Here is a 25311-nt window from a genome sequence, read left to right on the forward strand (position 1 = left end):
AAGGAGTTTCGGTATGCGTTGCCTGTTGTTGCTGCTCCTCGGGCTTGTGGCCTGCTCGCCGGCCTGGGCAAAAAAGGTCGACCTCGATTACCAGGTACGCCTGCTGCCTGCCAATGGCCAGGCCGAAGTGCGCCTGACCCTGGCCGAAGGCAGCGCCGTGCGCAGCCTGGATTTCGACCTGGGCACGGCCGGTGCCTACAGTGGTTTCCAGGCCGATGGCCAGTGGCAGCAGCAGGGCGAGCGTGGCGTTTGGCACCCGGCGAACGGCAAGACCAGCCTCAGCTACCGGGTAAAACTGGACCAGAAGCTGCGCAGCGGTGCCTACTCCTCCCGCATCACCCCGCATTGGGCGCTGTTCCTCGGCGACCAGTTGGTGCCGCCTGCGCACCTCGATCAGCAGGACGGTACCGAGCTGGTGGCACGCCTGACGGTCGACTTGCCTGAAGGCTGGAACAGCATCGAGACGCCCTGGCCACGCATCGGCAAGGACAAGTTCCGGATCGACAACGTGTCCCGACTGTTCGACCGCCCGACCGGCTGGATGCTTGCGGGGAACCTTGGCAGCCGCCGCGCCCGCCTCGGCGAAACCGACGTCACCGTTGCCGCGCCGGTCGGGCAGGGTATGCGACGGATGGACAGCCTGACCCTGATGACCTTCGTCTGGCCGCAATTGCAGGCCGTGTTCCCGCGCAACCCGGCCAAGCTGCTCCTGGTGGGTGCCCGTGATGGCATGTGGCGCGGAGCGACGGCGGCGCAGGGTTCCATCTACTTGCACAGCAGTCGGCCAATGGTCAGCGAGAATGGCAGCAGCCTGTTGTTGCGCGAACTGGTGCAGCTGTTTGCGCAGATTCGTGTACGTGACAACAGCGACTGGCTGGGCCAGGGCCTGACCGAATACTACGCCACCGAGTTGCTGCGCCGTGCCGGCGGCATCAGCGATGACCGTTATGAGGTAGGCCAGGCACGTTTGCAGAAACTGGGCGGCCAGGTCTCCCAACTGCGTGCCGAGCACGCCAGCCCGGCTCAGGTTGCCCGGGGGGTGATGCTGCTGCAGGCACTGGACAAGGAAATCCGTATCCATACCCAGGCCAAGCGGTCGCTGGACGATGTCACCCGCGCACTGATGCGCCTGCCCAGTGTGAGCACCGAAGAATTTGTGCAGATCAGCGAGAATGTGCTTGGGCGCCGCTCCGAGGTGCTGCAAAGCAAGGCACTGCGCTAGCCTGTTGCGGCCTCTTCGCGGGCATGCCCGCTCCCACTGACAGAGTGCCAGATCTCACGGCAGCGTTGTACTTGTGGGAGCGGGCGCATCGAACCGTCGCGAAGGGGCCGCCGGTGCAGGCGTCACAAGACTCAGCTGCCCGTCAAAGGGTCCTTGCCGGTCACTGTCACCCCCTGTGTAGCCGCCTCGGCACTGGTCTTGAGTTCCTTCAGGTGCGCGGCACTGCGCTCGATGTCCGAACGCAGGCGGTGATATTCCTGGCGGTGCCGTTGCCACCAGGCCTTGGTCGCGCAATGGCCGCTGACTCCCCGGGCTACCGCCAGGCCACCCGCCACCATCTGCAGCAACCCGATCAGGCCCCCGTGGCGCATGCCCTTGGTGAACATCAAGGCGCCGCCTGCCAGTGAGCCGGCGCGTTCCAGCCCCTGGACATTGTGTTCCCGTGAAGCCCTGGAATGAATATCGAGCATGGCAAACCCTCCGTGTGAAGTGTTAACAGCTGACCAGCAGCCGTGAACGACCGTTCACTTGGTTTGCCCAGCGGGCTCGCGCAAGCGTGCACACGCAGTCGGCTATTTGAACTTGGGACCTGAGCGGGTATTGAGCCCTTTGGCCATGCGGTCATACAGCACCACATTCACCGTCGCGGCGAGGTTCATGCAGCCTTCGGTGGGGATGTAGATGGTCTCTTCGCACCAGCCCCGCACGGCTTCGCTCAACGAGCCATCCTCAGGCCCGAAGATATAGATCGCCCGATCAGGGTGGGTGTATTCAGGTAGCGGCCGTGCGCCGTCCACCAGCTCCACCGCTACCGGCGTGCAACCCAAGGGGATGATGCGTTGCAGGTCGTCGATGCCGATCAGCGGAATGTCATAGTGCACCCGCTTGGTGTCGGTGACGAAGTCACGCGCGCGCTCATAGCGCTTGCCAGTGTAGAACACCGAGTTGACGCCGTAGCAACCCGCTGCACGCATCACCGAACCGACGTTCTCCGCGGACTTTGGGTTGAACAGGCCGATGCAGCTGTACCGTTTGTTTGCCACGTGCCGGGGCCTTTCGCGAAAAAAAGAGCGCGATTATACGGGCTTGCCGGCAGCAGCGGGGTTTGGTGTGACGGTCAGTCTTTTTTCAACATGCCTGCCAGCCCGGCGAACGGGTTGTGGGTGGCCTTGGCGATGCTTGGGGTGCTGGTCGAGCCTTCGCTGAAGTACTGCTGGTCGGTATAGCGCGAGTGCTCGTTGTCGTGGCAGTACAGGCACAGCAGCTCCCAGTTGGAGCCGTCCTGCGGGTTGTTGTCGTGATTGTGGTCGCGGTGGTGCACGGTCAGCTCGCTCAGGCGCTTGCCGGAAAATTCGCGGGCGCAGCGGCCGCACACGTGCGGGTACATTTTCAGGGCTTTGTCGCGGTAGCCCATCTCCTTGTCGCGCTTGGCGTCGGCGAGGATGCGATCGAGGCGGGCGGTGGCGGCGGAGGTGGAAGCCGAACTCATGGTGTTTCCTTTGTTCTGATCAGGCAGATGACGGTTATGCCATTGAGTCTAGCGCGCTTGCAGGGCAGGCGGACAGGCGAAAACTCGAATATCGGCGTAGCCTGTAGAGAGGTTCCCGACAGGAGGTTGCTGATGTTTCATGCGATCCTCGCCGCGCTGCTGATGGCCGCCATGCCCCGGGCTGAAGCGGCAGGCACGCCCCCACGGCTGAACACCCCGGTACCCGGAGCGCCGGGCACGCCAACGCCCACGCCTTACCCGCAGATCACCCCGAGCATCCCGCCCAAGGCCTACGACAGCAAGCCAGGCGCGCCGCTGCTGCCGCCGATGCCGGTGCCAGGGCCGCCCAAGGACCAGGACTTGCCTGGGTTGCACCAGGAACCGGCGAAACCGCCGGCGCAGGATGATTGACTGATGGGAATACGTTCGCTGTACGATCCTGGGGCTGCTTTGCAGCCCTTTCGCGACACAAGGCCGCTCCTACAAAGAGAACGCGATCTCCTGTAGAAGCGACCTTGTGTCGCGAAAGGGGCGCAAAGCGCCCCCGGCAATCTCAAGCAATACCCAACTCGCCAAACACGAACGCATATTCCAGCGCCACATCACGCAGCCCCTGGTACCGCCCGCTCATCCCGCCATGCCCGGCGCCCATCTCGGTCTTGAGCAGCAGCAGGTTGCCGTCGGTCTTGCGCGTGCGCAAGCGCGCCACCCACTTGGCCGCCTCCCAGTACTGCACGCGGCTGTCGTTGTAGCCGGCCACCACCAGCATGGCCGGGTAGGCCTGGGCGCGGACATTCTCATAGGGCGCATAGGCCTTGATGCGCGCATACACCTCGGGCTCCTCGGGGTTGCCCCATTCGTCGTACTCGGTGACGGTCAGCGGCAGTTCGGGGTCGAGCATGGTGTTGAGCACGTCGACGAACGGTACCTCGGCGATGGCGCAGCGGAACAGCTCTGGGCGCAGGTTGAGCACGGCGCCGATCAGCAGGCCGCCGGCGCTGCCGCCGCTGATCGCCAGGCGCTGCGGGGCGGTCACACCCTCGGCGATCAAGTGTTCGGCACAGGCGATGAAGTCGCTGAAGGTGTTGTGCTTGTGGGCCTGCTTGCCGGCGCGGTACCAGGCTTCTCCCAGCTCGCCGCCGCCGCGCACGTGGGCGATGGCGAAGGCCACGCCGCGTTGCAGCAGGCTCAGGCGGGCGTGGGAGAACCACGGGTCGAGGCTTTCGCCGTAGGCGCCATAGCCATACAGGTAGAGCGGCACGGTCTTGCCCAGGTCTTCGCGGCGGCGCACCAGGCTGATCGGTACCTGGGTGCCGTCCGGCGCCGTGGCCCACAGGCGCTGGCTGACGTAGTCGTCGGCGTCGAACTGGCCGAGCACCGGGGTCTGCTTGAGCACCTGCTGGGCGCCCGTGGCCAACTCCAGCTGGCGCACCTGGGCCGGGCGGTTGAGCGCTTCGTAGCGCAGGCGTACGCGGCGGCTGGCGAACTCCAGGCTGTCCTGCACGTACAGGCTGTAGGCCGCATCGGGCAACTCCACCCGGTAAGGGGCCAGCCCTTGCGGGCGCACTTCGATGATCGGCAGGCCGCCTTCGCGCAGGCTCAGGGTCAGTGCCTCGGCATTCAGGCTCAGGCCTTCGAGCATGATGTCGTCGCGGTGCGCCACCAGTACCTGCCACTGGTCGCGGCTGGGCACCGGGGTGGCCGGTGCATGGCAGAGTGCGAAGTTGATGCCGTCCTGGTTGGTGCGGATGAACCAGCGCCATTGGCCGTCGAGTTGGCCGTGGTCGGGGAAGTACTCGTGGCCTTCCACCCGTGGCGCCAGGCAGGTGAACGGCGCGTGTGGCGTTTCGGCGTCGAGCACCCAGGCCTCGCTGGTGGTCTTGCTGTTGAGCAGCAGCACCAGCTGGCGCTCGGAGCTGGTGCGGTAGCAGTGCAGGAAGAAGCGACCGTCGGCCTCTTCGAAGACCGTGCTCGCACCCGCTTCGCCGAGGGTATGGCGGCGCAGGCGCCAGGGCCGATGGGTATCGTCCAGCTCGGCGAAGAACAGCGTCTGGCTGTCGTTGGCCCAGGTCATGCTGCCGTCACAATCGGCGAAGGGCAGGGCGGTCAGGTGACCGCTGCTCAGGTCCTTGACGTACAGCGTGTAGATTTCATCGCCGCTGGTGTCGAGGCTGTAGGCCAGTCGGCGGTGGTCCGGGCTGACGCTGAACGCGCCCAGCGACAGGAAGCCGCCGTTGGCCAGGGCATTGGGGTCGAGCAGCAGTTGTTCCTGGCTTTCATCGACCGTGTTGGAGTCGTCCGCCGGGCGTGGGCAGCGGTAGTGGCGCGGGTACTCGTCGCCTGCGGTGGTGCGGGTGTAGTAGAGGTAGGGGCCCCAGGGCGAGGGCAGCGACAGGTCGGTTTCGAGAATGCGGCCCTTGATCTCTTCGAACAACTGCTCGCGCAACGCTGCCTGGTCGGCCAGGCAGGCTTCCTGATAGGCGTTTTCCGCCTGCAGGTAATCGAGCACTTCCTGGGTGTCGCGCTGTTGCAGCCAGGCGTAGGGATCAGTGGCCTGGTCCTGGCGGGCAATGGGGGGCTGAGGTTTGGTTGGCATCGGGGATCTCTTGGCCGGGACAGGGAGACGCTGTCTGCGCCCTGAAAAGTGTTTATCATAGGCATCTCTTTGCCTGGCTTGCACGAACACCATGATCGAGAACGACTACACCTTCGCCTGGGGCCTCTACGCTGTCGCCGCCCTGGGTTGCCTGCTGGTGGGCTTCAAACTCACCGGCTGGATGTGGCGCTGGCTGCGTGAACCGCTGCGGGTGATCCTGGCGGTGCTGCTGCTGACCCCGACCATCGTCGACCCGGTCAAGGACAGCTTCGCCCCGGCAATTGCCATCACCGCCCTGGACCTTGCGTTCAAGGTCGGCAACAACGCCTGGCGGGCGATTTCCGATTTCGCCATGTACGGCATGATCGCTTTTGCCTTGTACATTGTCTTCGTGCTGATCCGCTGGCCGCTGGAAAAACGCGCCCGCGAGCGCCGCGCGCAGACCGAAGCCGCCGCCCAGCGCCGTGCGGCCGAGGACAATGCGGTCATCGCGGCGGCGCCCATGGCCGCCGAGCGCAATGATCGCTACCGCGATGCCCCGCCACCTGCCGTGCCGGGCGGCGGCCGCGGCCGGGTCGAGCCACGCCTGTAAGCGGAGCCACCATCATGTGCGAACTTTTGGGCATGAGTGCCAACGTCCCGACCGACATCGTCTTCAGCTTCACCGGGCTCATGCAGCGCGGCGGGCGTACCGGCCCGCACCGTGATGGCTGGGGCATCGGCTTCTACGAAGGGCGCGGCCTGCGCCTGTTCCAGGACCCGGCCGCGAGCAGTGAATCGGAGGTGGCCAACCTGGTGCAGCGCTACCCGATCAAAAGCGAAGTGGTGATCGGCCATATCCGCCAGGCCAACGTCGGCCGGGTGTGCCTGTCCAACACGCACCCGTTCGTGCGTGAAATGTGGGGCCGCAACTGGTGCTTCGCGCACAACGGCCAACTGGGCGACTTCAGGGGCGAAGCGACCTTCTATCGCCCGGTGGGCGACACGGACAGCGAGGCGGCCTTCTGCGATTTGCTCAACCGCATTCGTGCGGCGTTCCCCGAGCCGGTCGAGGTGGAACAGCTGCTGCCGGTGCTGGTCGAAGCCTGTGCCGGGTACCGTGGCAAGGGCGTGTTCAACTGCTTGCTCAGCGACGGCGACTGGTTGTTCTGTTTCTGTTCGACCAAGCTGGTACACATTACCCGGCGTGCGCCTTTTGGCGCCGCCCGCTTGAAGGATGTCGACCTGATCGTCGATTTTCACACCGAAACCACGCCCAATGACGTAGTCACGGTGATCGCCACCGAGGCCTTGACCGAGAACGAGACCTGGCGGCGCTACGAGCCCGGCCAATGGGGGCTATGGCGGCACGGCGAGTGCGTTTCGCAAGGCCAGAGCTAAGGACGCTGCATGTTCAGAAGTTACCTGCGGTTGCTGTTGTTCACCTTCGGCCTGCTGGCCGGTATCCAGGTGCCCGGGCTGGTCAAGGACTACAGCCAGCGGGCCGAGGCGCATCTGTTCGAGTCACGCCAGGCGCTGGATGGCTTCAGGCAGACTGCCGAGCGCTTCTTCAACGGTGATCTGCAGGCGCTGGTGCGGCATTACCGGACCAGTGACGACCCGGTGTTCCTCAGTGATGCCAACAGCATCGAAAGCCTGCTGATCCGCAACCAGTTGCTGGAAGACGAGTGGCAGGCGCTGCAAGGCTCGTGGGTGAGCCGCACCTGGCATGTGCTGGTGCAGCCGGAGCCGCAGCTGCGTGAAGAGACGCTCAAGGGCTACAGCTACCAGATTCTGCTGGTGCCCGAAGCGATCGGCTGGGGCGTCGGGGCCGGGTTTGTGCTGGCCTTCGTGGTCGAGAGCCTGTTGCTGGGGATTGGCTGGGTGATCCTGGGTGGGCGGCGCAAGGCGGTGAAAGAGAGCTGGCGCTGATGTTTTCGCCTTGAGTTTTGCGGCGCTCGATCTCCCAGGCGCTACAACGCTCAAGGCGAACCCTGAGAAACCAGCACAATCCGCTGCCCACCCACATCCCGGGCATACCGCTCCAGCACCTGCCGGCACACGCCGACCACCTCATCCACCAACGCCACCCCGGTCTGCCACGCCACCACCAGTTCCAGGCTCGGCGGTGGCTGCAGGCCTTCCAGCAGCACCAGCTCACCCCGGCTCAGCTCAGCATCCACCAAGGCCGGTGGCAAGGCGCCAATCCCGAAACCATCACGCAACAACCGGGTAATAGCCGCCACCGAGTTCACGCAGTTCAACCGCGGCGCTTCGGCCCCGGCGCCCTGCAGCAGGCTGAGCACTTCCTGGTGCGGCCGTGAGTTCTTCGAGAAGGTGACAATCCGCTCGCGCCCCAGCTCGGCCAGCGAGGCGAAATCGCGGTGGTACACGGAGCCTGCCGCCACCACCCAACCCATCGGGTAGCGCGCCAGGTCCTGGCTACGGATCGATTGCTCGCGCAGCAGGTCGGTCTGCACGATCACGTCGAGAAAGCCCTTCTGCAACTGCTCGCGCAGGTTCAGCGCGGTGTCTGCGACCAGTTCGATCTCCACCTGCGGGTAGCGCTCGGTCAATTCCGCTACCAGCGCGCTCATCCAGGTGTGGATCACCGTGTCCATCACCCCGATGCGAATGTGCCCGACCTTCGCCCGATCGCTGTCCAGCGACTGCTTCATCGCCTTGGCCGTGTCGAGCATGCGCTCGGCGTACTCCAGCACCTTGCTGCCTTCCGGTGTCAGGCTGACACCACGGGAGTCACGCAGCAGCAGCTTCACGCCAAGGTCGGCCTCCAGCGCGGCGATGCGGCTGGAGACCGAAGCCTGGGTGGTGAACAGCTTCTCCGCGGTCAGGCGGAAGCTCTTGAGCCGAGCGACCCAGACGAAGGTTTCGAGGAAGCGAAGGTTCATGATCAGTTTTTCTTGTTCCAGACCGGCGGTTTTTCTCGTTGGACTCAGGCCGCACGGCCTCTGAACATGAGGCCCAGGCCGCGACGCCCGACGTCGCCCGTAAAACAATACCAACAAGCCGAGGCAAGCATGAACCCAAGCGGCGTGCAGCAACAGGTGCAATCCCCCCCTTCGACCGGGCCGTTCGCCTGGTACCGCGATATCGACCCCCAGCAACGGCGTACATTCTGGAGCTGCAAGATCGGCTATGGCCTGGACGGCATGGACACCCAGATGCTCAGTTTCGTCATCCCGACCCTGATCATGCTGTGGGGCATCAGCACTGCCGAAGCCGGGCTGATCCACACCAGCACGCTGATTGCCTCGGCCATCGGTGGCTGGGTCGCCGGCATCCTCTCCGACCGCATTGGCCGGGTGCGCACCTTGCAATTGACGGTGCTGTGGTTCGCCTTTTTCACCTTCCTCTGCGGCTTTGCCCAGAACTACGACCAGTTGCTGATCGCCCGCACCTTGATGGGCTTCGGTTTCGGTGGCGAGTGGACCGCCGGCGCCGTGCTGATCGGTGAGGTCATCCGGGCCCAGGACCGTGGCAAGGCAGTGGGCATGGTGCAGTCGGGCTGGGCCCTGGGCTGGGGGCTGACGGCGGTCCTGTATGCGCTGCTATTCTCCTGGCTGCCGGCCGAGCAGGCCTGGCGTGCGCTGTTCCTGCTGGGACTGGTGCCAGCGATCTTTGTGATCTTCGTCCGCCGCCTGGTCAAGGACCCGGAGGTGTATCGCCAGGCCAAGGCCGGGGAAACCGCTGAAGCGCCGTCGCATTTCTACGAAATCTTCGCCCCTGGCATGCTCTGGACCACCGTGCGCGCCTCGCTGCTGACCACCGGCGCGTTGGGTGGCTACTACGCCATCACCTCGTGGCTGCCGACGTTCCTCAAGAACGAGCGAGGCCTGAGCGTGCTGGGCACGGGCGGCTACCTGGCGATGGTGATCGTCGGGTCCTACATCGGTTATGTGGTCAGCGCCTACCTGTCCGACCTGCTGGGGCGCAAGAAGAACTTCATCCTGTTCGCGGTGGGCTCGTTCATCATCGTGCTGCTGTATACGCAGATGCCGGTCAGTGACAGCGTGATGCTCTGGCTCGGGTTCCCATTGGGCTTCTTTGCCTCGGGCATCTTCAGTGGCATGGGCGCGTTTCTTACAGAGCTGTTCCCGACTCGGGTACGTGGTTCGGGGCAGGGCTTCTGCTACAACGTCGGCAAGATCATCGCTGCGCTGTTCCCGCTGCTGATCGGCTTGCTCGGCGAAAAGATCCCTTTGGGCCTGGGTATCGGCGTGTTCTCTGCGGTGTCTTATGGCGTGGTGATCGTGGCGGCGCTGAGCCTGCCGGAAACCCGCGGCAAACAACTCCAGGCGCGCTAAGGTAGGCCTATGAACATCGACACGGGAGCACGTCAGGTGAAACCCCTGCTACTCAATTGCGACATGGGCGAAAGTTACGGCAGCTGGCACATGGGCCTGGATGCCGAGGTGATGCCCTATATCGACTGCGCCAACATCGCCTGCGGCTACCACGCCGGCGACCCGGGCATCATGCGCCGCACCGTGGCAATGGCGCTGGAGCACGGCGTGACCATCGGCGCTCACCCGGCCTATCCGGACCTGGTCGGCTTTGGCCGCCGCTCCATGGCCTGCAGCCCGGAAGAAATCCGCGACCTGCTGCATTATCAGATCGGTGCCCTGGACGGCATCTGCAAGGTGCTCGGCGGCCGCGTGGCCTATGTGAAGCCCCACGGCGCGTTGTACAACGACATGATGGCCGACCCGCTCAAGCTGCGCACCGTGCTGGAAGCCGTGGCGGCCTATGGCAGCGGCCTGCCGCTGATGCTCATGGCCACTGCCGACAACCGCGGGGCCCAGGCCCTGGGCGATGAAATTGGCGTACCGCTGTGGTTCGAAGCCTTCGCCGACCGCGCCTACACCGCCAGCGGTCACCTGGTCTCACGGCGTCTGCCGGGCGCGGTGCACCATGACCCGGCGCTGGTGGTCGAGCAGGCCCTGCGCCTGGCCCGCGGTGAAACCCTGGTGGCGGATGATGGCAGCGCGTTGCAGTTGGCCGCAAGCACCCTCTGCGTGCATGGCGACAACGCCAGCTCGGTGGCGGCCGTGCGGCAGATTCGCCAGGCCCTCGATGCGCTGGAGGCGCGATGAAGCTGCGTATCGAAGTCGTGGCCATCGACAGCCTGATGGTGCGCCTGTTCGACCGTATCGACGAAGCCAACATGCCGTGGATGCTTGCCGCCAGCCAGCGCCTGAGCGCGGCGTTCGGCGAGCACTTGGTCGATCTGGTGCCGTCCTACACCACGCTGATGGTGCAGTTCGATCTGCCACCGGGTGAGGCGCGGGCGTTGATCACCCAGGCGCTGGAGGGCTTGCAGCCGGACACCGGCAGCGCTGGCCGGCGCCATGAAATCCCGGTGTGGTACCACGCCAGCGTCGGCCCGGAACTGCCCGTGCTGGCAGCACGCAGCGGACTGAGCGAAGCCGAGGTGATCCGCTTGCACAGTGAGCGCGAATACCCGGTGTTCGCCCTGGGCTTCGCCCCCGGTTTCGGCTTCATGGGGCTGGTCGACGAACGTCTGGCCAGCCCGCGGCTGAGCACCCCGCGCAAGCGCGTGGCGGCGGGCAGCGTGGGCATTGCCGAACGCCAGACGGCGGCTTACCCCGCGATATCGCCCGGCGGCTGGAACCTGATCGGGCGCACACCGGTGCGCCTTTTCGATCGCGAACGCGAGGGTTATAGCCTGCTGCAACCGGGCGACCGGGTGCGCTTCGTGGCTGTGTCGCGTGAAGAGTTCCTGGCCTTGGGCGGCGATGTGGAGGCGCAAGGATGAAGCAGTTGAAGATCGAAGCCAGTACTGCCCTGTGCCAGATGCAGGATGCCGGGCGTTTTGGCGTGCGTCACCTGGGCGTGACCCAGGGCGGGGCGCTGGACTGGGTGGCGATGCACTGGGCCAACTGGCTGCTGGGCAACCCGCTGGGGGCGCCGGTAGTCGAGGTGGCGCTGGGTGGCTTTGCGCTGGTGGCCGAGCAGGATTGTGTGCTGGCGCTGGCCGGGGCTGACCTGGAGGCACAGGTGGATGATCAGCCGCTGCTACCGTGGCGCAGCTTCGTTCTGGCTAAGGGGCAGCGCTTGACCCTGAAGCAGCCAAAGCAAGGTGTGCGGGCGTATCTGGCAGCTCCGGGCGGGTTTGTCGGTGAGGATGTGCTGGGTAGCTGTGCCACGGTCGTGCGCGAGGAACTGGGGGGGATCGATGGGCGAGGGGCAGCGCTGGGGAAAGGGCAAGTGCTCTCTTTTGCCGGTGGTTCGCCGGCCTTGCGCGAAGTCCCGGTCGACATGCGCCCGAGCTATGTGGCCAAGCCCGTGCTCGACCTGGTGATGGGCGCACAGATCGGTGATTTCAGCGGGACCAGCCTGTTCGAGGCGTTCAACCGTGACTGGACGCTGGACAGTCGCGCCGACCGCATGGGTATCCGTTTGCTGGGGCCAGAGCTGATCTATCAGGGCGCGCCAATGATTTCCGAAGGGATTCCGCTGGGTGCGGTGCAGGTGCCGCCGGACGGGCAGCCGATCGTGTTGCTCAACGACCGGCAGACCATTGGCGGTTATCCGCGGCTGGGGGCGTTGACGCCGTTGGCGTTGGCGCAGTTGGCGCAGTGCATACCGGGGGCGGTGGTGCGGTTTAGGGCGGTGGTGCAGGGGGAGGCGTGGCGGGAGCAGCAGGCATATCTGAAACGTTGGTGTTAAACCTGCCAGCCGCTTCGCGGCGTTGCCCGCTAAAGGAAGGTGTAAGCAATTTCCCAGGACAGGTAGCGACTTGAAACTGGTAATTTTGTCAGTTGTGGGGCTGCCTCTACTTTCTCATCATGAAAATTGGCGGTTACTTCACCGGTGAGTGCGGATGAGAACGGTAGATGATGTGCGTTTGGCATATTGCCCTTTTGGCTATCGTCGTAACCAAGTGGGTCGACTGTTGCTTGCATTCAATGCTGAGCGTTGGTGTGAGCTGATAGGCGGTTATATGCTGGGAAATGGAGTGCGGGCCTATAGTCCAACGCTCAAGCGATTTAAATCACCGGATAGCCTGAGTCCATTTGAGAGAGGCGGTATCAATAGTTACTCCTATTGTGGTGGCGATCCCGTGAACCGTAGCGATCCCTCGGGTAGAATGTTTAAATCTGCACATTATAAGTACAGGTCTAATACGTTTGTCGATGTGCATCGCAGGGAGCTATATGGTACGAATCTGAAGCAAAAGTATCTGATGAAGCTTGATGAAATGGATAATAAACAGATGGGCTCTTTTTTGAAGAGTGGCGAACCCTTAGCATTGGATGGTCTTCAGAGGGTTACCCGCAATGCGTTTTTGGCTTCAACATCCTCGTCTGCTAAGTTGCCAAGTGTTGGGCTATTAAAGTCAGATGCAGACTTTATTGCGGATAATATAGTTTTTTACCGGCGCAGGATGGAAATTCATCAGCAGATGTCGCGCATTCCGGAGTATCAGGAAACTAAACGTGCTATGGAAATTGGAGTGGAGAGATTTCGAGTAATTGCCGAGAGGCGCTTGGGCGCACTTCAAGGAAAAGAAGTTATCGATAGCGGGGATCCCGAGTTTACCTGGCTTTCTGAGGTTATAAGCGCACTGCGTTTGGCTGACTAATGAGCAAGCCTGCTGTTGTTCAACAGGCTTGCCTGTTTCATTTCGACAAATAGCGCATCCCGTCCTCCAACCCCTGCAAGGTCAGCGGATACATCTTGTCCTCGATCAGATCCCGCACCAGGTGGGTCGATGCGGTGTAGTCCCAGGCCTGTTTCGGATACGGGTTGATCCAGATGATCTTCTTGAATTTCTCCATGAAGCGCTGCATCCACACATACCCGGCTTCTTCGTTCCAGTGCTCGACGCTGCCCCCCGGTTGGGTGATCTCGTACGGCGCCATGGCCGCATCACCGACGAACACCACTTTGTAGTCGTCGCCGTACTTGTGCAGCAGGTCGAAGGTGGAGAAGCGCTCGGAGGTGCGGCGCAGGTTGTTCTTCCATACCGACTCGTACACGAAGTTGTGGAAGTAGTAGTACTCCAGGTGCTTGAACTCGGTCTTGCAGGCCGAGAACAGCTCTTCGCAGACCTTGATATGCGCGTCCATCGAACCGCCGATGTCGAACAGCAACAGCAGTTTCACCGTGTTGCGCCGTTCCGGGCGCATCTGGATGTTCAGCAGCCCGGCGTCACGCGCGGTATGGTCGATGGTGCCGTCGATGTCGAGTTCTTCGGCGGCGCCTTCGCGGGCGAACTTGCGCAGGCGGCGCAGGGCCAGCTTGATGTTGCGCGTGCCCAGTTCGACCTGGTCGTCGAGGTTCTTGTACTCGCGCTGGTCCCAGACCTTGACGGCCTTGCCCTGGCGCTTGCCTGCCTCGCCGACGCGGATGCCTTCGGGGTTGAACCCGCCCGAGCCGAACGGGCTGGTGCCACCGGTGCCGATCCACTTGTTGCCACCGGCGTGGCGTTCCTTCTGCTCTTCGAGGCGCTTCTTGAACTCCTCGATCAGCTTGTCCAGGCCGCCCAGGGACTGGATCTGTGCACGTTCCTCGTCGGTCAGCGAGCGCTCGAATTCCTTGCGCAGCCATTCATCGGGGATCAGCGCCTCTATGTGCCGGTCGAGGTTTTCCAGGCCTTTGAAGTAAGCGGCGAACGCGCGGTCGAACTTGTCGAAGTGGCGTTCGTCCTTTACCAGGATGGCCCGGGCCAGGTAGTAGAAGGCGTCCATGTCGGCGAACACCACGCCTTTTTGCAGGGCGTGGTGCAGGTCGAGCAGTTCGCGCACCGAAACCGGCACCTTGGCTGCACGCATTTCATTGAACAGGTTGAGCAGCATGGCCCGGCTCCTGTCAGCGGTTGCCGCGCCGGCTCATGAAGGCCAGGCGCTCGAGCAGTTGCACGTCCTGCTCGTTTTTCACCAGGGCACCGGCCAGCGGCGGGATGGCCTTGGTCGGGTCGCGTTCGCGCAGCACGGCTTCGCCGATGTTGTCGGCCATCAGCAGCTTGAGCCAGTCGACCAGTTCGGAAGTGGAGGGCTTTTTCTTCAAGCCCGGCACCTTGCGTACATCGAAGAACACGTCCAGTGCCTCGCTGACCAGCGACTGGCTGATGTTCGGGTAGTGCACGTCGACGATCTGCTGCAGGGTGCTGCGGTCTGGGAAGGCGATGTAGTGGAAGAAGCAGCGGCGCAGGAAGGCGTCGGGCAGCTCTTTTTCGTTGTTGGAGGTGATGATGATGATCGGGCGCTGCTTGGCCTTGATGGTCTCGTCGATTTCGTAGACGTAGAACTCCATCTTGTCGAGTTCCTGCAGCAGGTCGTTGGGGAACTCGATGTCGGCCTTGTCGATCTCGTCGATCAGCAGGATTACCCGCTCGTCGGCCTCGAAGGCCTCCCACAGCTTGCCTTTCTTCAGGTAGTTGCGCACGTCGTGGACCTTGTCCACACCCAGCTGCGAGTCGCGCAGGCGGCTGACCGCGTCGTACTCGTACAGGCCTTGGTGGGCCTTGGTGGTGGACTTGATGTGCCAGGTGATCAGGCGTGCGCCGAACGAGGCCGCGAGTTGCTCGGCGAGCATGGTCTTGCCGGTGCCGGGCTCGCCCTTGACCAGCAGCGGGCGTTCGAGGGTGATGGCCGCGTTCACCGCCAGTTTCAGGTCGTCTGTGGCGACGTATTCGCGGGTGCCTTCGAACTTCATGGGATCTGTCCTCTGCAGGGTGCCTATCGTTTGCCAACGACTATAACGCGGGCCCAGGCAGGTGGAAACGCAGACCCGGTATTCAGTCTCTGAATGGCTCGTCACGAACCTTCAGTCAGACTTGGGCGCTGGCTGTTCATAGCGTGCATTGAACGCCTCGATGAAGCCGTTGCGCAGTATCTGCAAGAACGCCTCGAAACCACTGATGTTCTGCTGGTGCACACTGCCGCTGAGCTCGACGCGGGTGGCGAACTGATTTTTCGGCTGGTTCTTCAGCACGGTCTCGGTGGCACCTACCACCGCTTCCCAGACCGAGCGGAAAAACCCTTTGTCCTTTTCCTCCACGTCCTGCTGCCAGTCGAATACATCGACATCGCGCAGCAGCGGCTTGATGTAGCCATTGAGCCTGCCATTCTCGGCCTGGGCCTCGATCACGACATCCCCGTGCCCGGCATTGAAATCGAACTTGCCATAGGCGCTGGCGAAGTCATTCAGGCGGCGCAATTCGATGCCGGTGGCACGCAGCCGGAATTCGAAATCATCGAAGTCGCTGAACGGGTCGAAGGTGGCGCGGCTTTCTACCCTGGCGTCTCCGGCTATCAGCGCAGTCCCGTCGAAACTGGCATCGCGTCGGCCTTTTTCGTCGCGCACATTGGTCAGGTTGCGGATATCGGCGTTCAGCTGCGTGGCTTTCAGGTCGACCCGTGGCTTGGAGTTGAAATTGCGAAAGGTCAAGGTGCCGTTTTCGATGTGCACCTCGTTCAGGGTGATCGGCAGCAGCTTGTCCAGCTGCTGGCGCCAATCGGTGCCCTGGCCCGTCTGCGAGGCCTGTTTGCTGCCGCCATCGACGAAGTTGAGCACGGGGCGGGCGAACGCCACCTTGGCCACCACGGCTTTGTCGTAGATCAGCGAATGCCAGCTCACCGACAGGTCGATCAACGGTGCCTCCAGGAACGGAACCGGCACCTTGCCGCTGGTCTTGACGATTTTCAGGCCGTTGATCTGATAGGCCCCGCGCCACCAGGCCAGGTCGACATCCGTGACCTGGCCACGGTATTCGCCCATGTCGGCCAGTTTGTCGTTGAGGTAGTCGCGCACCAGATAGGGCAGGGCAACATGCAGCGCCACCAATAGCACGACCAAGCTGGCCAGGCCGATCAACGGCCAGCGATAGCGAGCTTTCATCGCAGGGTTCTCCAAAGCCGGTCGAGCGGTTGACCACGCCGCGCCTGGCTTGGTTCGAACGGGCTTTACGGGGTGCCGGGGCAGGCTTACCCTTGAAGTCTTTCCCTGCTCTTTTCATGTCAAGGACCCTGCCATGAGCCGTATCTACGCAGACAACGCCCATTCCATCGGCAATACGCCGCTGGTACAGATCAACCGCATCGCCCCGCGCGGGGTGACGATCCTGGCCAAGATCGAAGGGCGCAACCCGGGCTACTCGGTCAAGTGCCGGATCGGCGCGAACATGGTCTGGGACGCCGAGAGCAGCGGCAAACTCAAGCCGGGCATGACCATCGTCGAGCCGACTTCGGGCAACACCGGTATCGGCCTGGCGTTCGTCGCCGCCGCCCGTGGCTACAAGCTGATCTTGACCATGCCAGCCTCGATGAGCCTGGAACGCCGCAAGGTGCTCAAGGCGCTGGGTGCAGAGCTGGTGCTGACCGAGCCGGCCAAGGGCATGAAGGGCGCCATCGAGAAGGCCAACGAAATCGTGGCGTCCGACCCTGCCCGGTACTTCCTGCCGGGCCAGTTCGACAACCCGGCCAACCCGGCGATCCACGAAAAGACCACCGGGCCGGAGATCTGGAACGACACCGACGGCGCTGTCGACGTGCTGGTTGCCGGCGTGGGTACCGGCGGCACCATTACCGGCGTGTCGCGCTACATCAAGCACACCCAGGGCAAGTCGATCCTGTCGGTGGCGGTCGAACCGGTGGCTTCGCCGCTGATCAGCCAGACTCTGGCCGGTGAAGAGCTCAAGCCCAGCCCGCACAAGATCCAAGGCATCGGCGCCGGTTTCGTGCCGAAAAACCTCGACCTGTCGATTGTCGACCAGGTCGAGACCGTGACCGATGAAGAGTCCAAGGCCATGGCCATTCGCCTGATGCAGGAAGAAGGCATTCTCTGCGGTATTTCCTGTGGCGCGGCGATGGCAGCCGCGGTGCGTCTGGCCGAAAAACCGGAGATGCAAGGTAAGACCATCGTCGTAATCCTGCCCGACTCGGGCGAGCGCTACCTGTCCAGCATGCTGTTCAGCGACCTGTTCAGCGAGCAGGAAAACCAGCAGTAATCGGCCCTGCCGCTGATCCGGCGCAACATTCGGCGGCATGGTTCATTGCAAAATCTTCATGAGTGAGATCCCGCCCGGGTTGTTTTTACCTGGGCGGGATGGGTTTATGATGGCCGGATGATTTTTCTGGGAGCTGGCAGCGCTGGCCTGCTCCCACTCCAAGGAGTGTTGCATGACCTTTTCCTTCCTCGCCAAGGCAGGTGTGCTGCTGGTGTTCTTCGGCAGCGTGCTGTACGTGCACCTGCGCGGCAAGGCGCGCCTGCCAGTACTGCGCCAGTTCGTCAACCATTCGGCGCTGTTCGCACCTTATAACAGCTTGATGTACCTTTTTTCCGGGGTGCCGTCCAAGCCCTACCTGGACCGCCAGCGTTTCCCGGAGCTGGATGTGCTCAAGGACAACTGGCAGGTGATCCGCGAAGAGGCCATGCGCCTGTTCGACGAGGGGTACATCCGTGCCGCCGAGAAGGACAACGACGCCGGCTTCGGTTCGTTCTTCAAGAAGGGCTGGAAGCGCTTCTACCTGAAGTGGTACGACAAGCCGCTGCCGTCTGCCGAAGCCCTGTGCCCGAAAACCGTCGAGCTGGTCAGTAGCATTCCCAACGTCAAGGGGGCGATGTTCGCCCTGCTGCCCGGTGGCAGCCACCTGAACCCGCATCGCGACCCCTTTGCCGGCTCCCTGCGCTACCACCTGGGCCTGTCGACCCCCAACTCCGACGCCTGCCGCATCTACGTCGATGGTGAGCAATACGCCTGGCGTGACGGCGAAGACGTGATGTTCGACGAGACGTATGTGCACTGGGTCAAGAACGAAACCGACGTGACCCGGGTGATCCTGTTCTGCGACATCGAGCGCCCGCTGAGCAGCCCGTTGATGACCCGCATCAACCGCAAGGTCAGTGCCTTCCTCGGCCGCGCCACCGCACCGCAGAACACCGATGACGAGCGTGTCGGCGGGATCAACCAGGCCTATGCCTGGAGCAAGCGTTTCAGCAACAAGATCAGCAGCCGCATGAAGCAGTTCAAGCGCGCCAACCCCAAGGCCTACCGCATCCTGCGGCCGGTGCTGGCGGTGGTGGTGGCTTATTTCCTGTACCGCTGGTTGTTCTGATTACAGGGCCGGCCTCTTCGCGGGCATGCCCGCTCCCACAAGTACTGTGCAGGTTCCAGATACTGTGGGGGCATGCCCGCGAAGAGGCCGGAACAGGCTATTGCCCAAGCCTGAATTCACCGCTATATTCCGAAACACTTCTCTTCCCCGAAGACCCGATCATGCCAGCCATCCCTTCCACCACATGCTTTGCCATCGCGCCAGTCGCGGGCATGGTCGTGCGTGGCAGCCAGCAGCCGGTCATGATCAGTCACTACCCACCACCTGTCAGTGGCGTCGTAGGCGGCGTAGCTCCGCCTCCTTGCGTGGTCGTACTGGGCTGATCGGCTTCTGGCCGCTCCCCTTCGCACCCGCAACCTACTGAACACGGTCGGCACCTTCCCTCGCTGAAGTTCACGCCCGCCGTCTGGCTTACTTTGCCTTATCAGGTGGCAATACATGTCTGTCTTCAACAAAGCATCCGTGGCCTCGGCGGCCACCACCAGCCTGTTCGTCCTGCTCTGGAGCAGTGGCGCGATCGTTTCCAAACTCGGCCTGGCCCATGCCAGCCCCTTCGCCTTCCTGTTGCTGCGCTCGGCGCTGGCCTTGACCGGCCTGCTGCTGATCGGCCCGTTGCTTGGCCTGCGCTGGCCACGAACACGGGGGTCGATCCTGCGTGCCTTGGGCACCGGCTGCGTGCTGCTCGGCGCCTACCAGATCTTCTACCTGCTGGCGCTCAACACCCACGTCACCCCTGGCGTGATGGCCACGGTGATGGGGGTGCAACCGATCCTCACCGTGGTCCTGATGGAGCGCCAGCGCTCCTGGAGTCGCCTGTTCGGCCTGAGCCTGGGGCTTGCTGGTCTGGTCATGGTGGTCTACCAGGGCATCAACCTCGGCGGGGTATCGCTGCTCGGCATGCTGTTCGCCCTGCTGGCACTGGCCAGCATGACCTTTGGTTCGATCCTGCAGAAGCGCATCACCGACAACCCGATGGGCACACTGCCGTTGCAGTACCTCGCCGGTTTCGCCCTGTGCGCGGTGTTCGCGCCGCTGCAACCGTTGCAGGTCGACTGGACCGGTGGTTTTATCGGCGCGCTGCTGTGGATGGGGCTGGTGGTGTCGCTGCTGGCCACCTTGCTGCTGTATCGGCTGATCGCCAAGGGTAACCTGGTCAACGTCACCAGCCTGTTCTACCTGGTGCCGGCCGTGACCGCGGTGATGGACTTGCTGATCTTCGGCAACCGCCTGGCGCCCATGAGCCTGCTGGGCATGGGGTTGATCGTGGTCGGCCTGCTGTTCGTGTTCCGCAAGCCGGCGGCGCGGCTGGCCGAGGCGTAAGGCCTAGCGGAACTCTTCGGGGATGGCGTGGCGCAACACGCCTTCCTCGAAGTCCAGGGTGCCGGCTTCGCGCTGGGTCAGCAGGTAATAGAGCAGGGTGTCGGCCGATTGGCTTTCCGGCACTTCGACGGCTAGCATCCTCACCGCTTTTTCCACCTCGCAGGTGCAGCCGAACTCGGTCAGGGCCGTGTGCACCTGCTCCACGGTTTCCGGTGGCCTGACGACGACCCGGAACACCGACGCCCCGGCGCTTTGCTGCAAGGCGTCGAACCAGGCCTGGTCACCTTCGTGGCGAATGCTGATGATGTCGCCGGGGGCGATTCCATAGACGTGGAAGGGGATGCTGTCGACCCGATAGCCCCCTGCGACCAACCGTGTCCACAAGCCTTCCACCGAGGCTGGCGGGTAACCGCTTGCGTCCTGTTCCAGGCGGAACAGCACCTTCTTGACTGTGTTGCTCATGGTCCGCATCGCCTCACGTGCGCGCCGGGCGCAGCACCAGCCACAGTGCCACGCCAATCAACACGCCACCGTACAGGTGCGCCATCGACAGCGGCTCGTCCAGCAGCCAAGCGCCCCACAGCACACCGAACACCGGGATGAGGAAGGTCACCGTGCTGGCCTTGACCGGCCCGATCTCGGCCAGCAGGCGGAAGTACAGGATGTAGGCGAAGGCGGTGCACAGCAGGCCCAGGCCCAGCAGCGACAGCCATACCTGCCAGCCGCCCCAGCTCGCCGGTGGCTGGGTCAGGGCGCTCCAGGCGAACAGCGGGCTCAGCATCAAGGTGGCGCCGAGCATGCTGCCCAGGGCCGACAGGCGGCTGTCCAGGCCGCTGATCCAGCGCCGGGCGAGGAAACCGGCGAAGCCGTAGCAGGTGGTGGCAGCCAGGCAGGCCAGGGCGCCTTGCACCAGGGCCATGTCCAGGGCGACCGGGCCGGCGCCGCTGAGGATGCCGACCCCGAACAGGCCGAGGAAAATGCCGCCCAGCTTGGGCAGGGTCATGGCTTCGCGGAAGAACAGCGCGCCGATCAACACCCCCATCAGCGGAGTGGTGGCGTTGAAGATGGCCGAATAGCCAGCGGGCAGCACTTGTGCGGCCACGGAATAGAAGGTAGCGGGTATCCCCGAGTTGATCATGCCCAGCACCAGGCAGGCGCCGAGCTTGCCATCGAAGTTCCAGCGCACCCGGGTGGCGGCGAGGATGGCGATCAGGCCCAGGCAGGCGATGGCAACGCGGAAGAACGCCGTGGGCAGGGTGCCTAAGTCCGGGGCGATGATGCGCATGAACAGGAAGCTCGCCCCCCAGACAGCGGCAAGGGTCAGCAGGCGGGCTAGGGCGATGGGGCTCACAGCGGTCTCCGGGTACAGGGCAGGGCGCGAGTGTACGCCAGGCGGGCGGAGGGATTCTTGTGCTTTCTTGCGCTGTAAACCTGTACCGGCCTCTTCGCGGGCACGCCCGCTCCCACAGGGATAACACCGCCTTCTGCAATGTGGAGATCCTGTGGGAGCGGGCGAGCCCGCGAAGAGGCCGGTACAGGCTAAGCTCTTTATCTCAGCAACCCGAGGTTCCTCGCATGCCCCAGCCCTGGCCCGCAGCCGATATCGCCCGGACAATCCTCGACGGCTTCGACAACTACCGCGAGCACTTCCAGCAGATCACCCTGGGCGCCCGCGAGCGCTTCGAGCAGGCGCGCTGGCAGGACATCCAGCAGGCCTCGGCGGCGCGCATCAACCTCTATGAAGAAAAGGTCGCCGAGGTCAACGGCTGGCTGCGCCAGGGCTTCCCGGAGCCGATATTGCTGGATGTGGAACAGTGGCCGCTGGTAAAAAACGCCTACATCCGCCTGATCGACCCGCGGCTGGACGACGAGCTGGCGGAGACCTGGTACAACTCGCTGTTCTGCAGCCTGTTCAGCCACGACCAGATCAGCGACGGCTGCATGTTCATCCACACCACCCGGCCGTCGATCCGTGCCCACGAGCGCGCGGCACAGACCCGCACCTACACGCTCGGGGCCGGGCTGAAGAGCCTGCTGCGGGCCATCTTCGCCGATTACCCGTTCGACGCCCCCTACGGTGACCTGGAAGGCGACCTCGTACGCCTCGAGGAGCAACTGCGCGAATGCCTGCCAGACTGGGTGTGCAAAGACCCGGCGCTGGCCGTGGAACTGTTCGTACCGGTGCTGTACCGCAACAAGGGCGCCTACCTGGTCGGCCGCCTGTACAACAGTGACGAGCAGTGGCCACTGGTGATCGCGCTGCTGCACCGTGAGGGCCATGGCATCGAGGCCGATGCCTTGATCACCGACGAGGCCGAGGTGTCGATCATTTTCTCGTTCACCCGTTCGTACTTCATGGCCGATGTGCCGGTACCGGCGGAGTTCGTCAACTTCCTCAAGCGCATCCTGCCGGGCAAGCACATTGCCGAGCTGTACACCTCGATCGGCTTCTACAAGCAGGGCAAGTCAGAATTCTACCGCGCCCTGATCAACCACCTGGCCAGCAGCGACGACCGCTTCGTCATGGCCCCCGGGGTGCGCGGCATGGTCATGAGCGTGTTCACCCTGCCGGGCTTCAATACCGTGTTCAAGATCATCAAGGACCGCTTCTCGCCATCGAAGACCGTGGATCGCGCCACGGTGATCGACAAGTACCGGCTGGTGAAAAGCGTCGATCGGGTCGGGCGCATGGCCGATACCCAGGAATTCGCCGATTTCCGCTTCCCGCGTGGCAAGTTCGAGCCCGAATGCCTGGCCGAACTGCTGGAAGTGGCACCCTCGACCGTGGCGCTTGAAGGCGACACGGTGCTGGTGCGCCACTGCTGGACCGAGCGGCGCATGACCCCGCTCAACCTGTACCTGGAGCATGCCAGTGAAGGGCAGGTGCTCGAAGCGCTCGAGGACTACGGGCTGGCCATCAAGCAACTGGCGGCGGCGAACATCTTCCCGGGTGACATGCTGCTGAAGAACTTCGGTGTTACCCGGCATGGGCGGGTGGTGTTCTACGACTACGACGAAATCAGCTTCCTGACCGAGGTGAACTTCAGGCACATCCCGCCACCGCGCTACCCGGAGGATGAGATGTCTGGCGAGCCGTGGTACTCGATCGGGCCGCACGATGTGTTCCCCGAAGAGTTCCCGCCGTTCCTGTTTGCCGATATCGGCCAGCGCCGGTTGTTCAGCCGCTTGCATGGGGAGTTGTATGACGCGGACTACTGGAAGGGGCTGCAGGCGGCGATCCGCGAAGGCAAGGTGATCGATGTGTTTCCCTATCGGCGCAAGGGGCGCTGATCCTGGCTTTGCAGGGCCGGCCCCTTCGCGGTCCGACTTGCCCGCGAAGGGGCCGGCCGTGCAGATCACATTCAGCTTTTCAGGCACTTCATCTCGCTGAAATCCGTGCGGACTTTCGCCAGCCGTTCCTGCAGGTACTGCCGCTGCGCCGGTGTGCTCAAGTGCATCAGGTCAACCAGCAAACTACGCGCCTGCTGCTCGGTATTCTGATAGGCCGCCCGGTACTCCGGCGTCCACAGGCTTTCCTTGCGTTGCAGCAAGGTGGCCAGGCGCGGCGCGAAGCTGGCGTCGTTGCGCTGGTTCATGGCCAGCATCAACTGTTGCTGCCAGTGTTGGCGGTTGGCGATCCACTGGCGGTTCTGGTCACCCAGTGCTTGCGACCAGGCCTGGACACGCTGGTGTTGGGCGGGATTGAGCTCACCAAACCAGTTGTTCAGGCGTTTTTCCATGCGTTCGCTGCGGCGGGCTATCTGCCTGGGCAGCGGGGTGTCGACGTATTCCTTCTGCCGCTCGCGGATATCATCGTTAAAGGCCTGCTGCATCTCGGCCACCTGCTTGTCGCTCATGCCGCGCAGCAGTTCGGTGGCCGAAGGGGTGATCGCTTCCGCTACCCGGCCGATTGCCTGGCGCGCCTCGACAGTGCGTTGCTGCAGGGCCTGGTCGGTCACCTGGTCCCCGGCGACCATGTCGCGCACCCGGTCGAGCCAGTCGAGGTAGCCCGGCAGCTGGGTCTTGCAGTGCCAGGCGAGGTGCTCCTTGAGCCGTTCGTCGAGCAATGCCTTCTGCTCGCGGTTCATCGCCAGGTAGTCGCCCAGCGACCAGGGCACCAGGTGGTCGAGGTTGCGATACGCCAGGTCGATGCGGCTACAGGCCGCCAGCACCACGGCGCAGGCGATGGCGATGAGCAGGGCTTTGCACAGGCGTACCGGCATGTTCAGGTCCTGGTGCTGACGGATACGGGTATGACGCAATGGGCGCCAGCGCGGTTCCGCCGCATCGGCGATCGGGCAGCGCAGTGGCTTCAGGTGTAGAATAGCCGCCTTGTCTTGAGGAACATCAGAAATGGCTCTGCTTGGGCGTTACAACAGTTTGCAAATCGTGAAACACGTGGAATTCGGCCTGTACCTGGACGGCGGCGCCGATGGCGAAATCCTGCTGCCCGGGCGCTACATCCCGAAGGACGCCGAAACCGAGGTCGACGACTGGCTGAACGTGTTCATCTACCTGGACAGCGAAGACCAGCTGATTGCCACCACCGAGAAGCCCAAGGTGCAGGTTGGCGAGTTCGCCAGCCTCAAGGTCAAGGACATCAACGGTGCCGGCATCTTCCTCGACTGGGGCCTGTCCAAGGACTTGCTGATGCCGTATTCGGAAGAGTCACGCCAGTTGAAGATCGGCGACTACTGCGTGGTGCACGCCTATCTCGACAAGCGTACCCGGCGCATTACCGCCACCTCGCGCCTGGACCGCTACCTCGACCGCACCCCGGCCGACTATCAGGTTGGCCAGCCCGTCCAGTTGCTGGTGGCCGGCGAAACGCCGATGGGCTTCAAGGCCATCATCAACAACCGCCATTGGGGCCTGATCCACAAGAACGAGGTGTTCAAGTTCCTGCGCTCGGGCATGCATGTGGAGGGTTTCATCAAGGAAGTGCGCCATGACGGCAAGATCGCCCTGAGCCTGCAGCCAGTCGGCAAGGCCTTGGGCGATGACCTGCATGCCCGGATCATGGCGCGCCTGGAGAGCGAAGGCGGGGTGCTGGCGGTGAGCGACAAGAGCGCTCCGGAACTGGTCAGCCAGATGTTCAACGTCAGCAAGGGCAACTTCAAGAAGGCCATTGGTGGGTTGTTCAAGCAGGGGCGCATCGTCATCCATGACGATCGCATCGAAAAGGCCTGATCAGGCCTGCACGAAGGTCCGGAAGTCCAGCTGCTCGCCACCCGGGCGGGTGTCGCGCAGCAGCGAGTCACGGTCGGCGCTCAGGGCCAGGCTGATGGTCGAGCGGCGCTTGCCGGGGTTGCGCACTTCCATCTGCTCCTGGTGAGCACGAAGGAAGTTGACCGGCACCTTCAGGTGCTGCAGCTCGTCGCTTTCCGGGGTGTGCAGCAGCAGGTTGACCCAGTCGGGCTGGCCTTTGCGCAGCAATGCCACCGGCACCTCGAACCACCACAGGTTGCGCTTGCGGTCGAGGATGGCGAACAGGGTGTTGGCGCTGGTCAGCACCGGGTTGGCCAAGGCCTGGTTACGGCGGGCGATGGCGGTGGGTTTGTCGAGTTTCATGCAGGTTCCTGCGGGTTGACGCTTGATTAGG

General features: G+C 63.5%; 28 protein-coding genes. 16 read left to right on the forward strand and 12 right to left on the reverse strand.

Features of this window, described 5'->3' with window-relative positions; all coding sequences use genetic code 11:
* The first annotated feature begins 13 nt into the window (after positions 1–13).
* Positions 14–1222 carry a hypothetical protein gene (locus ACTORR_RS21405; RefSeq protein WP_054883977.1) on the forward strand — a complete coding sequence of 403 codons (1209 nt, stop codon included), beginning with the start codon at positions 14–16 and terminating at the stop codon, positions 1220–1222.
* Between the two features lie 131 nt (positions 1223–1353).
* Here the strand turns inward: ACTORR_RS21405 and ACTORR_RS21410 are convergent, their stop codons facing one another.
* From ACTORR_RS21410 to ACTORR_RS21420, 3 genes are all read right to left on the reverse strand, one after another.
* The gene (locus ACTORR_RS21410; RefSeq protein ID WP_313364990.1) at positions 1354–1692 is read right to left on the reverse strand and encodes a DUF2892 domain-containing protein; all 339 of its coding nucleotides are present in this window, start codon (positions 1690–1692) and stop codon (positions 1354–1356) included.
* A 102-nt stretch (positions 1693–1794) separates the two neighbouring features.
* On the reverse strand, positions 1795–2265 hold the full coding sequence (locus tag ACTORR_RS21415; protein ID WP_027918659.1) for an RNA methyltransferase: 471 nt from the start codon (positions 2263–2265) through the stop codon (positions 1795–1797).
* Positions 2266–2339: 74 nt separating this feature from the next.
* The gene (locus tag ACTORR_RS21420; protein WP_023381762.1) at positions 2340–2711 is read right to left on the reverse strand and encodes a YajD family HNH nuclease; all 372 of its coding nucleotides are present in this window, start codon (positions 2709–2711) and stop codon (positions 2340–2342) included.
* A gap of 132 nt (positions 2712–2843) precedes the next feature.
* Here ACTORR_RS21420 and ACTORR_RS21425 point away from each other — a divergent pair, with 132 nt between their 5' ends.
* Positions 2844–3122, forward strand: coding sequence for a hypothetical protein (locus tag ACTORR_RS21425; RefSeq protein ID WP_054883974.1), 279 nt, complete (start codon positions 2844–2846; stop codon positions 3120–3122).
* Between the two features lie 142 nt (positions 3123–3264).
* On the opposite strand, the gene ACTORR_RS21430 is transcribed toward ACTORR_RS21425, so the two are convergent.
* On the reverse strand, positions 3265–5307 hold the full coding sequence (locus tag ACTORR_RS21430) for a S9 family peptidase (RefSeq protein ID WP_313364991.1): 2043 nt from the start codon (positions 5305–5307) through the stop codon (positions 3265–3267).
* 91 nt (positions 5308–5398) lie between these two features.
* Between ACTORR_RS21430 and ACTORR_RS21435 the strand changes: the two genes are divergently transcribed.
* Genes ACTORR_RS21435 through ACTORR_RS21445 form a run of 3 tightly spaced genes read left to right on the forward strand, consistent with a single transcriptional unit; the run spans position 5399 to position 7218 of the window.
* Complete coding sequence (locus tag ACTORR_RS21435; RefSeq protein WP_054883972.1) at positions 5399–5899, forward strand: hypothetical protein; 501 nt, start codon at positions 5399–5401, stop codon at positions 5897–5899.
* Positions 5900–5913: 14 nt separating this feature from the next.
* Positions 5914–6687 (forward strand): class II glutamine amidotransferase, encoded by a 774-nt coding sequence (locus tag ACTORR_RS21440; RefSeq protein ID WP_099815521.1) that lies wholly within the window; start codon positions 5914–5916, stop codon positions 6685–6687.
* A gap of 9 nt (positions 6688–6696) precedes the next feature.
* Positions 6697–7218 carry a DUF2937 family protein gene (locus ACTORR_RS21445; protein WP_099815522.1) on the forward strand — a complete coding sequence of 174 codons (522 nt, stop codon included), beginning with the start codon at positions 6697–6699 and terminating at the stop codon, positions 7216–7218.
* A 50-nt stretch (positions 7219–7268) separates the two neighbouring features.
* Here the strand turns inward: ACTORR_RS21445 and ACTORR_RS21450 are convergent, their stop codons facing one another.
* On the reverse strand, positions 7269–8195 hold the full coding sequence (locus tag ACTORR_RS21450) for a LysR family transcriptional regulator (RefSeq protein ID WP_054883969.1): 927 nt from the start codon (positions 8193–8195) through the stop codon (positions 7269–7271).
* Positions 8196–8324: 129 nt separating this feature from the next.
* Here ACTORR_RS21450 and ACTORR_RS21455 point away from each other — a divergent pair, with 129 nt between their 5' ends.
* From ACTORR_RS21455 to ACTORR_RS21475, 5 genes are all read left to right on the forward strand, one after another.
* On the forward strand, positions 8325–9611 hold the full coding sequence (locus ACTORR_RS21455) for an MFS transporter (protein ID WP_313364992.1): 1287 nt from the start codon (positions 8325–8327) through the stop codon (positions 9609–9611).
* A gap of 9 nt (positions 9612–9620) precedes the next feature.
* Positions 9621–10400: a 5-oxoprolinase subunit PxpA gene (locus tag ACTORR_RS21460; RefSeq protein ID WP_262108923.1), complete on the forward strand. Its 780-nt coding sequence runs from the start codon at positions 9621–9623 to the stop codon at positions 10398–10400.
* Positions 10397–11083: a 5-oxoprolinase subunit PxpB gene (gene pxpB / locus ACTORR_RS21465; RefSeq protein WP_099815524.1), complete on the forward strand. Its 687-nt coding sequence runs from the start codon at positions 10397–10399 to the stop codon at positions 11081–11083. Before ACTORR_RS21460 ends, pxpB begins: the two co-directional genes overlap by 4 nt.
* Positions 11080–11997 carry a biotin-dependent carboxyltransferase family protein gene (locus ACTORR_RS21470; RefSeq protein WP_313364993.1) on the forward strand — a complete coding sequence of 306 codons (918 nt, stop codon included), beginning with the start codon at positions 11080–11082 and terminating at the stop codon, positions 11995–11997. Before pxpB ends, ACTORR_RS21470 begins: the two co-directional genes overlap by 4 nt.
* Before the next feature lie 154 nt (positions 11998–12151).
* Positions 12152–12913, forward strand: a complete 762-nt coding sequence (locus tag ACTORR_RS21475) for an RHS repeat-associated core domain-containing protein (RefSeq protein ID WP_441343884.1) — start codon at positions 12152–12154, stop codon at positions 12911–12913.
* 37 nt (positions 12914–12950) lie between these two features.
* On the opposite strand, the gene ACTORR_RS21480 is transcribed toward ACTORR_RS21475, so the two are convergent.
* The 3 genes from ACTORR_RS21480 to ACTORR_RS21490 all read right to left on the reverse strand — a co-directional run bounded on the left by ACTORR_RS21480 (position 12951) and on the right by ACTORR_RS21490 (position 16173).
* Positions 12951–14129: a vWA domain-containing protein gene (locus ACTORR_RS21480; RefSeq protein ID WP_054883963.1), complete on the reverse strand. Its 1179-nt coding sequence runs from the start codon at positions 14127–14129 to the stop codon at positions 12951–12953.
* 13 nt (positions 14130–14142) lie between these two features.
* Complete coding sequence (locus ACTORR_RS21485; RefSeq protein ID WP_441343885.1) at positions 14143–14988, reverse strand: AAA family ATPase; 846 nt, start codon at positions 14986–14988, stop codon at positions 14143–14145.
* 111 nt (positions 14989–15099) lie between these two features.
* A complete protein-coding gene (locus ACTORR_RS21490) occupies positions 15100–16173 on the reverse strand; it encodes a DUF748 domain-containing protein (RefSeq protein WP_099815527.1) in 1074 nt (357 codons plus the stop codon).
* Between the two features lie 133 nt (positions 16174–16306).
* Between ACTORR_RS21490 and cysK the strand changes: the two genes are divergently transcribed.
* From cysK to ACTORR_RS21510, 4 genes are all read left to right on the forward strand, one after another.
* The gene (gene cysK / locus ACTORR_RS21495; protein WP_054883960.1) at positions 16307–17281 is read left to right on the forward strand and encodes a cysteine synthase A; all 975 of its coding nucleotides are present in this window, start codon (positions 16307–16309) and stop codon (positions 17279–17281) included.
* Between the two features lie 172 nt (positions 17282–17453).
* On the forward strand, positions 17454–18389 hold the full coding sequence (locus ACTORR_RS21500; protein ID WP_054883959.1) for an aspartyl/asparaginyl beta-hydroxylase domain-containing protein: 936 nt from the start codon (positions 17454–17456) through the stop codon (positions 18387–18389).
* Between the two features lie 161 nt (positions 18390–18550).
* Positions 18551–18712 (forward strand): hypothetical protein, encoded by a 162-nt coding sequence (locus tag ACTORR_RS21505; protein ID WP_155737893.1) that lies wholly within the window; start codon positions 18551–18553, stop codon positions 18710–18712.
* Positions 18713–18827: 115 nt separating this feature from the next.
* Complete coding sequence (locus ACTORR_RS21510) at positions 18828–19709, forward strand: DMT family transporter (RefSeq protein ID WP_313365756.1); 882 nt, start codon at positions 18828–18830, stop codon at positions 19707–19709.
* 3 nt (positions 19710–19712) lie between these two features.
* On the opposite strand, the gene ACTORR_RS21515 is transcribed toward ACTORR_RS21510, so the two are convergent.
* Complete coding sequence (locus ACTORR_RS21515) at positions 19713–20171, reverse strand: DUF4265 domain-containing protein (protein WP_313365757.1); 459 nt, start codon at positions 20169–20171, stop codon at positions 19713–19715.
* Between the two features lie 13 nt (positions 20172–20184).
* A complete protein-coding gene (locus ACTORR_RS21520; RefSeq protein ID WP_313365758.1) occupies positions 20185–21060 on the reverse strand; it encodes a DMT family transporter in 876 nt (291 codons plus the stop codon).
* 224 nt (positions 21061–21284) lie between these two features.
* Between ACTORR_RS21520 and aceK the strand changes: the two genes are divergently transcribed.
* Positions 21285–23000 (forward strand): bifunctional isocitrate dehydrogenase kinase/phosphatase, encoded by a 1716-nt coding sequence (gene aceK, locus ACTORR_RS21525; RefSeq protein WP_441343886.1) that lies wholly within the window; start codon positions 21285–21287, stop codon positions 22998–23000.
* 71 nt (positions 23001–23071) lie between these two features.
* Here the strand turns inward: aceK and ACTORR_RS21530 are convergent, their stop codons facing one another.
* Positions 23072–23932: a DUF6279 family lipoprotein gene (locus ACTORR_RS21530; RefSeq protein ID WP_313365264.1), complete on the reverse strand. Its 861-nt coding sequence runs from the start codon at positions 23930–23932 to the stop codon at positions 23072–23074.
* 130 nt (positions 23933–24062) lie between these two features.
* Here ACTORR_RS21530 and ACTORR_RS21535 point away from each other — a divergent pair, with 130 nt between their 5' ends.
* A complete protein-coding gene (locus ACTORR_RS21535) occupies positions 24063–24899 on the forward strand; it encodes a CvfB family protein (protein ID WP_441343887.1) in 837 nt (278 codons plus the stop codon).
* Here ACTORR_RS21535 and ACTORR_RS21540 read toward each other — a convergent pair whose 3' ends face one another.
* The gene (locus ACTORR_RS21540) at positions 24900–25280 is read right to left on the reverse strand and encodes a hypothetical protein (RefSeq protein ID WP_099815538.1); all 381 of its coding nucleotides are present in this window, start codon (positions 25278–25280) and stop codon (positions 24900–24902) included.
* Positions 25281–25311 lie beyond the last annotated feature (31 nt).

Source organism: Pseudomonas sp. SAR267 (genome assembly GCF_052077595.1).
In the GTDB taxonomy this organism is placed as follows: domain Bacteria; phylum Pseudomonadota; class Gammaproteobacteria; order Pseudomonadales; family Pseudomonadaceae; genus Aquipseudomonas; species Aquipseudomonas vlassakiae.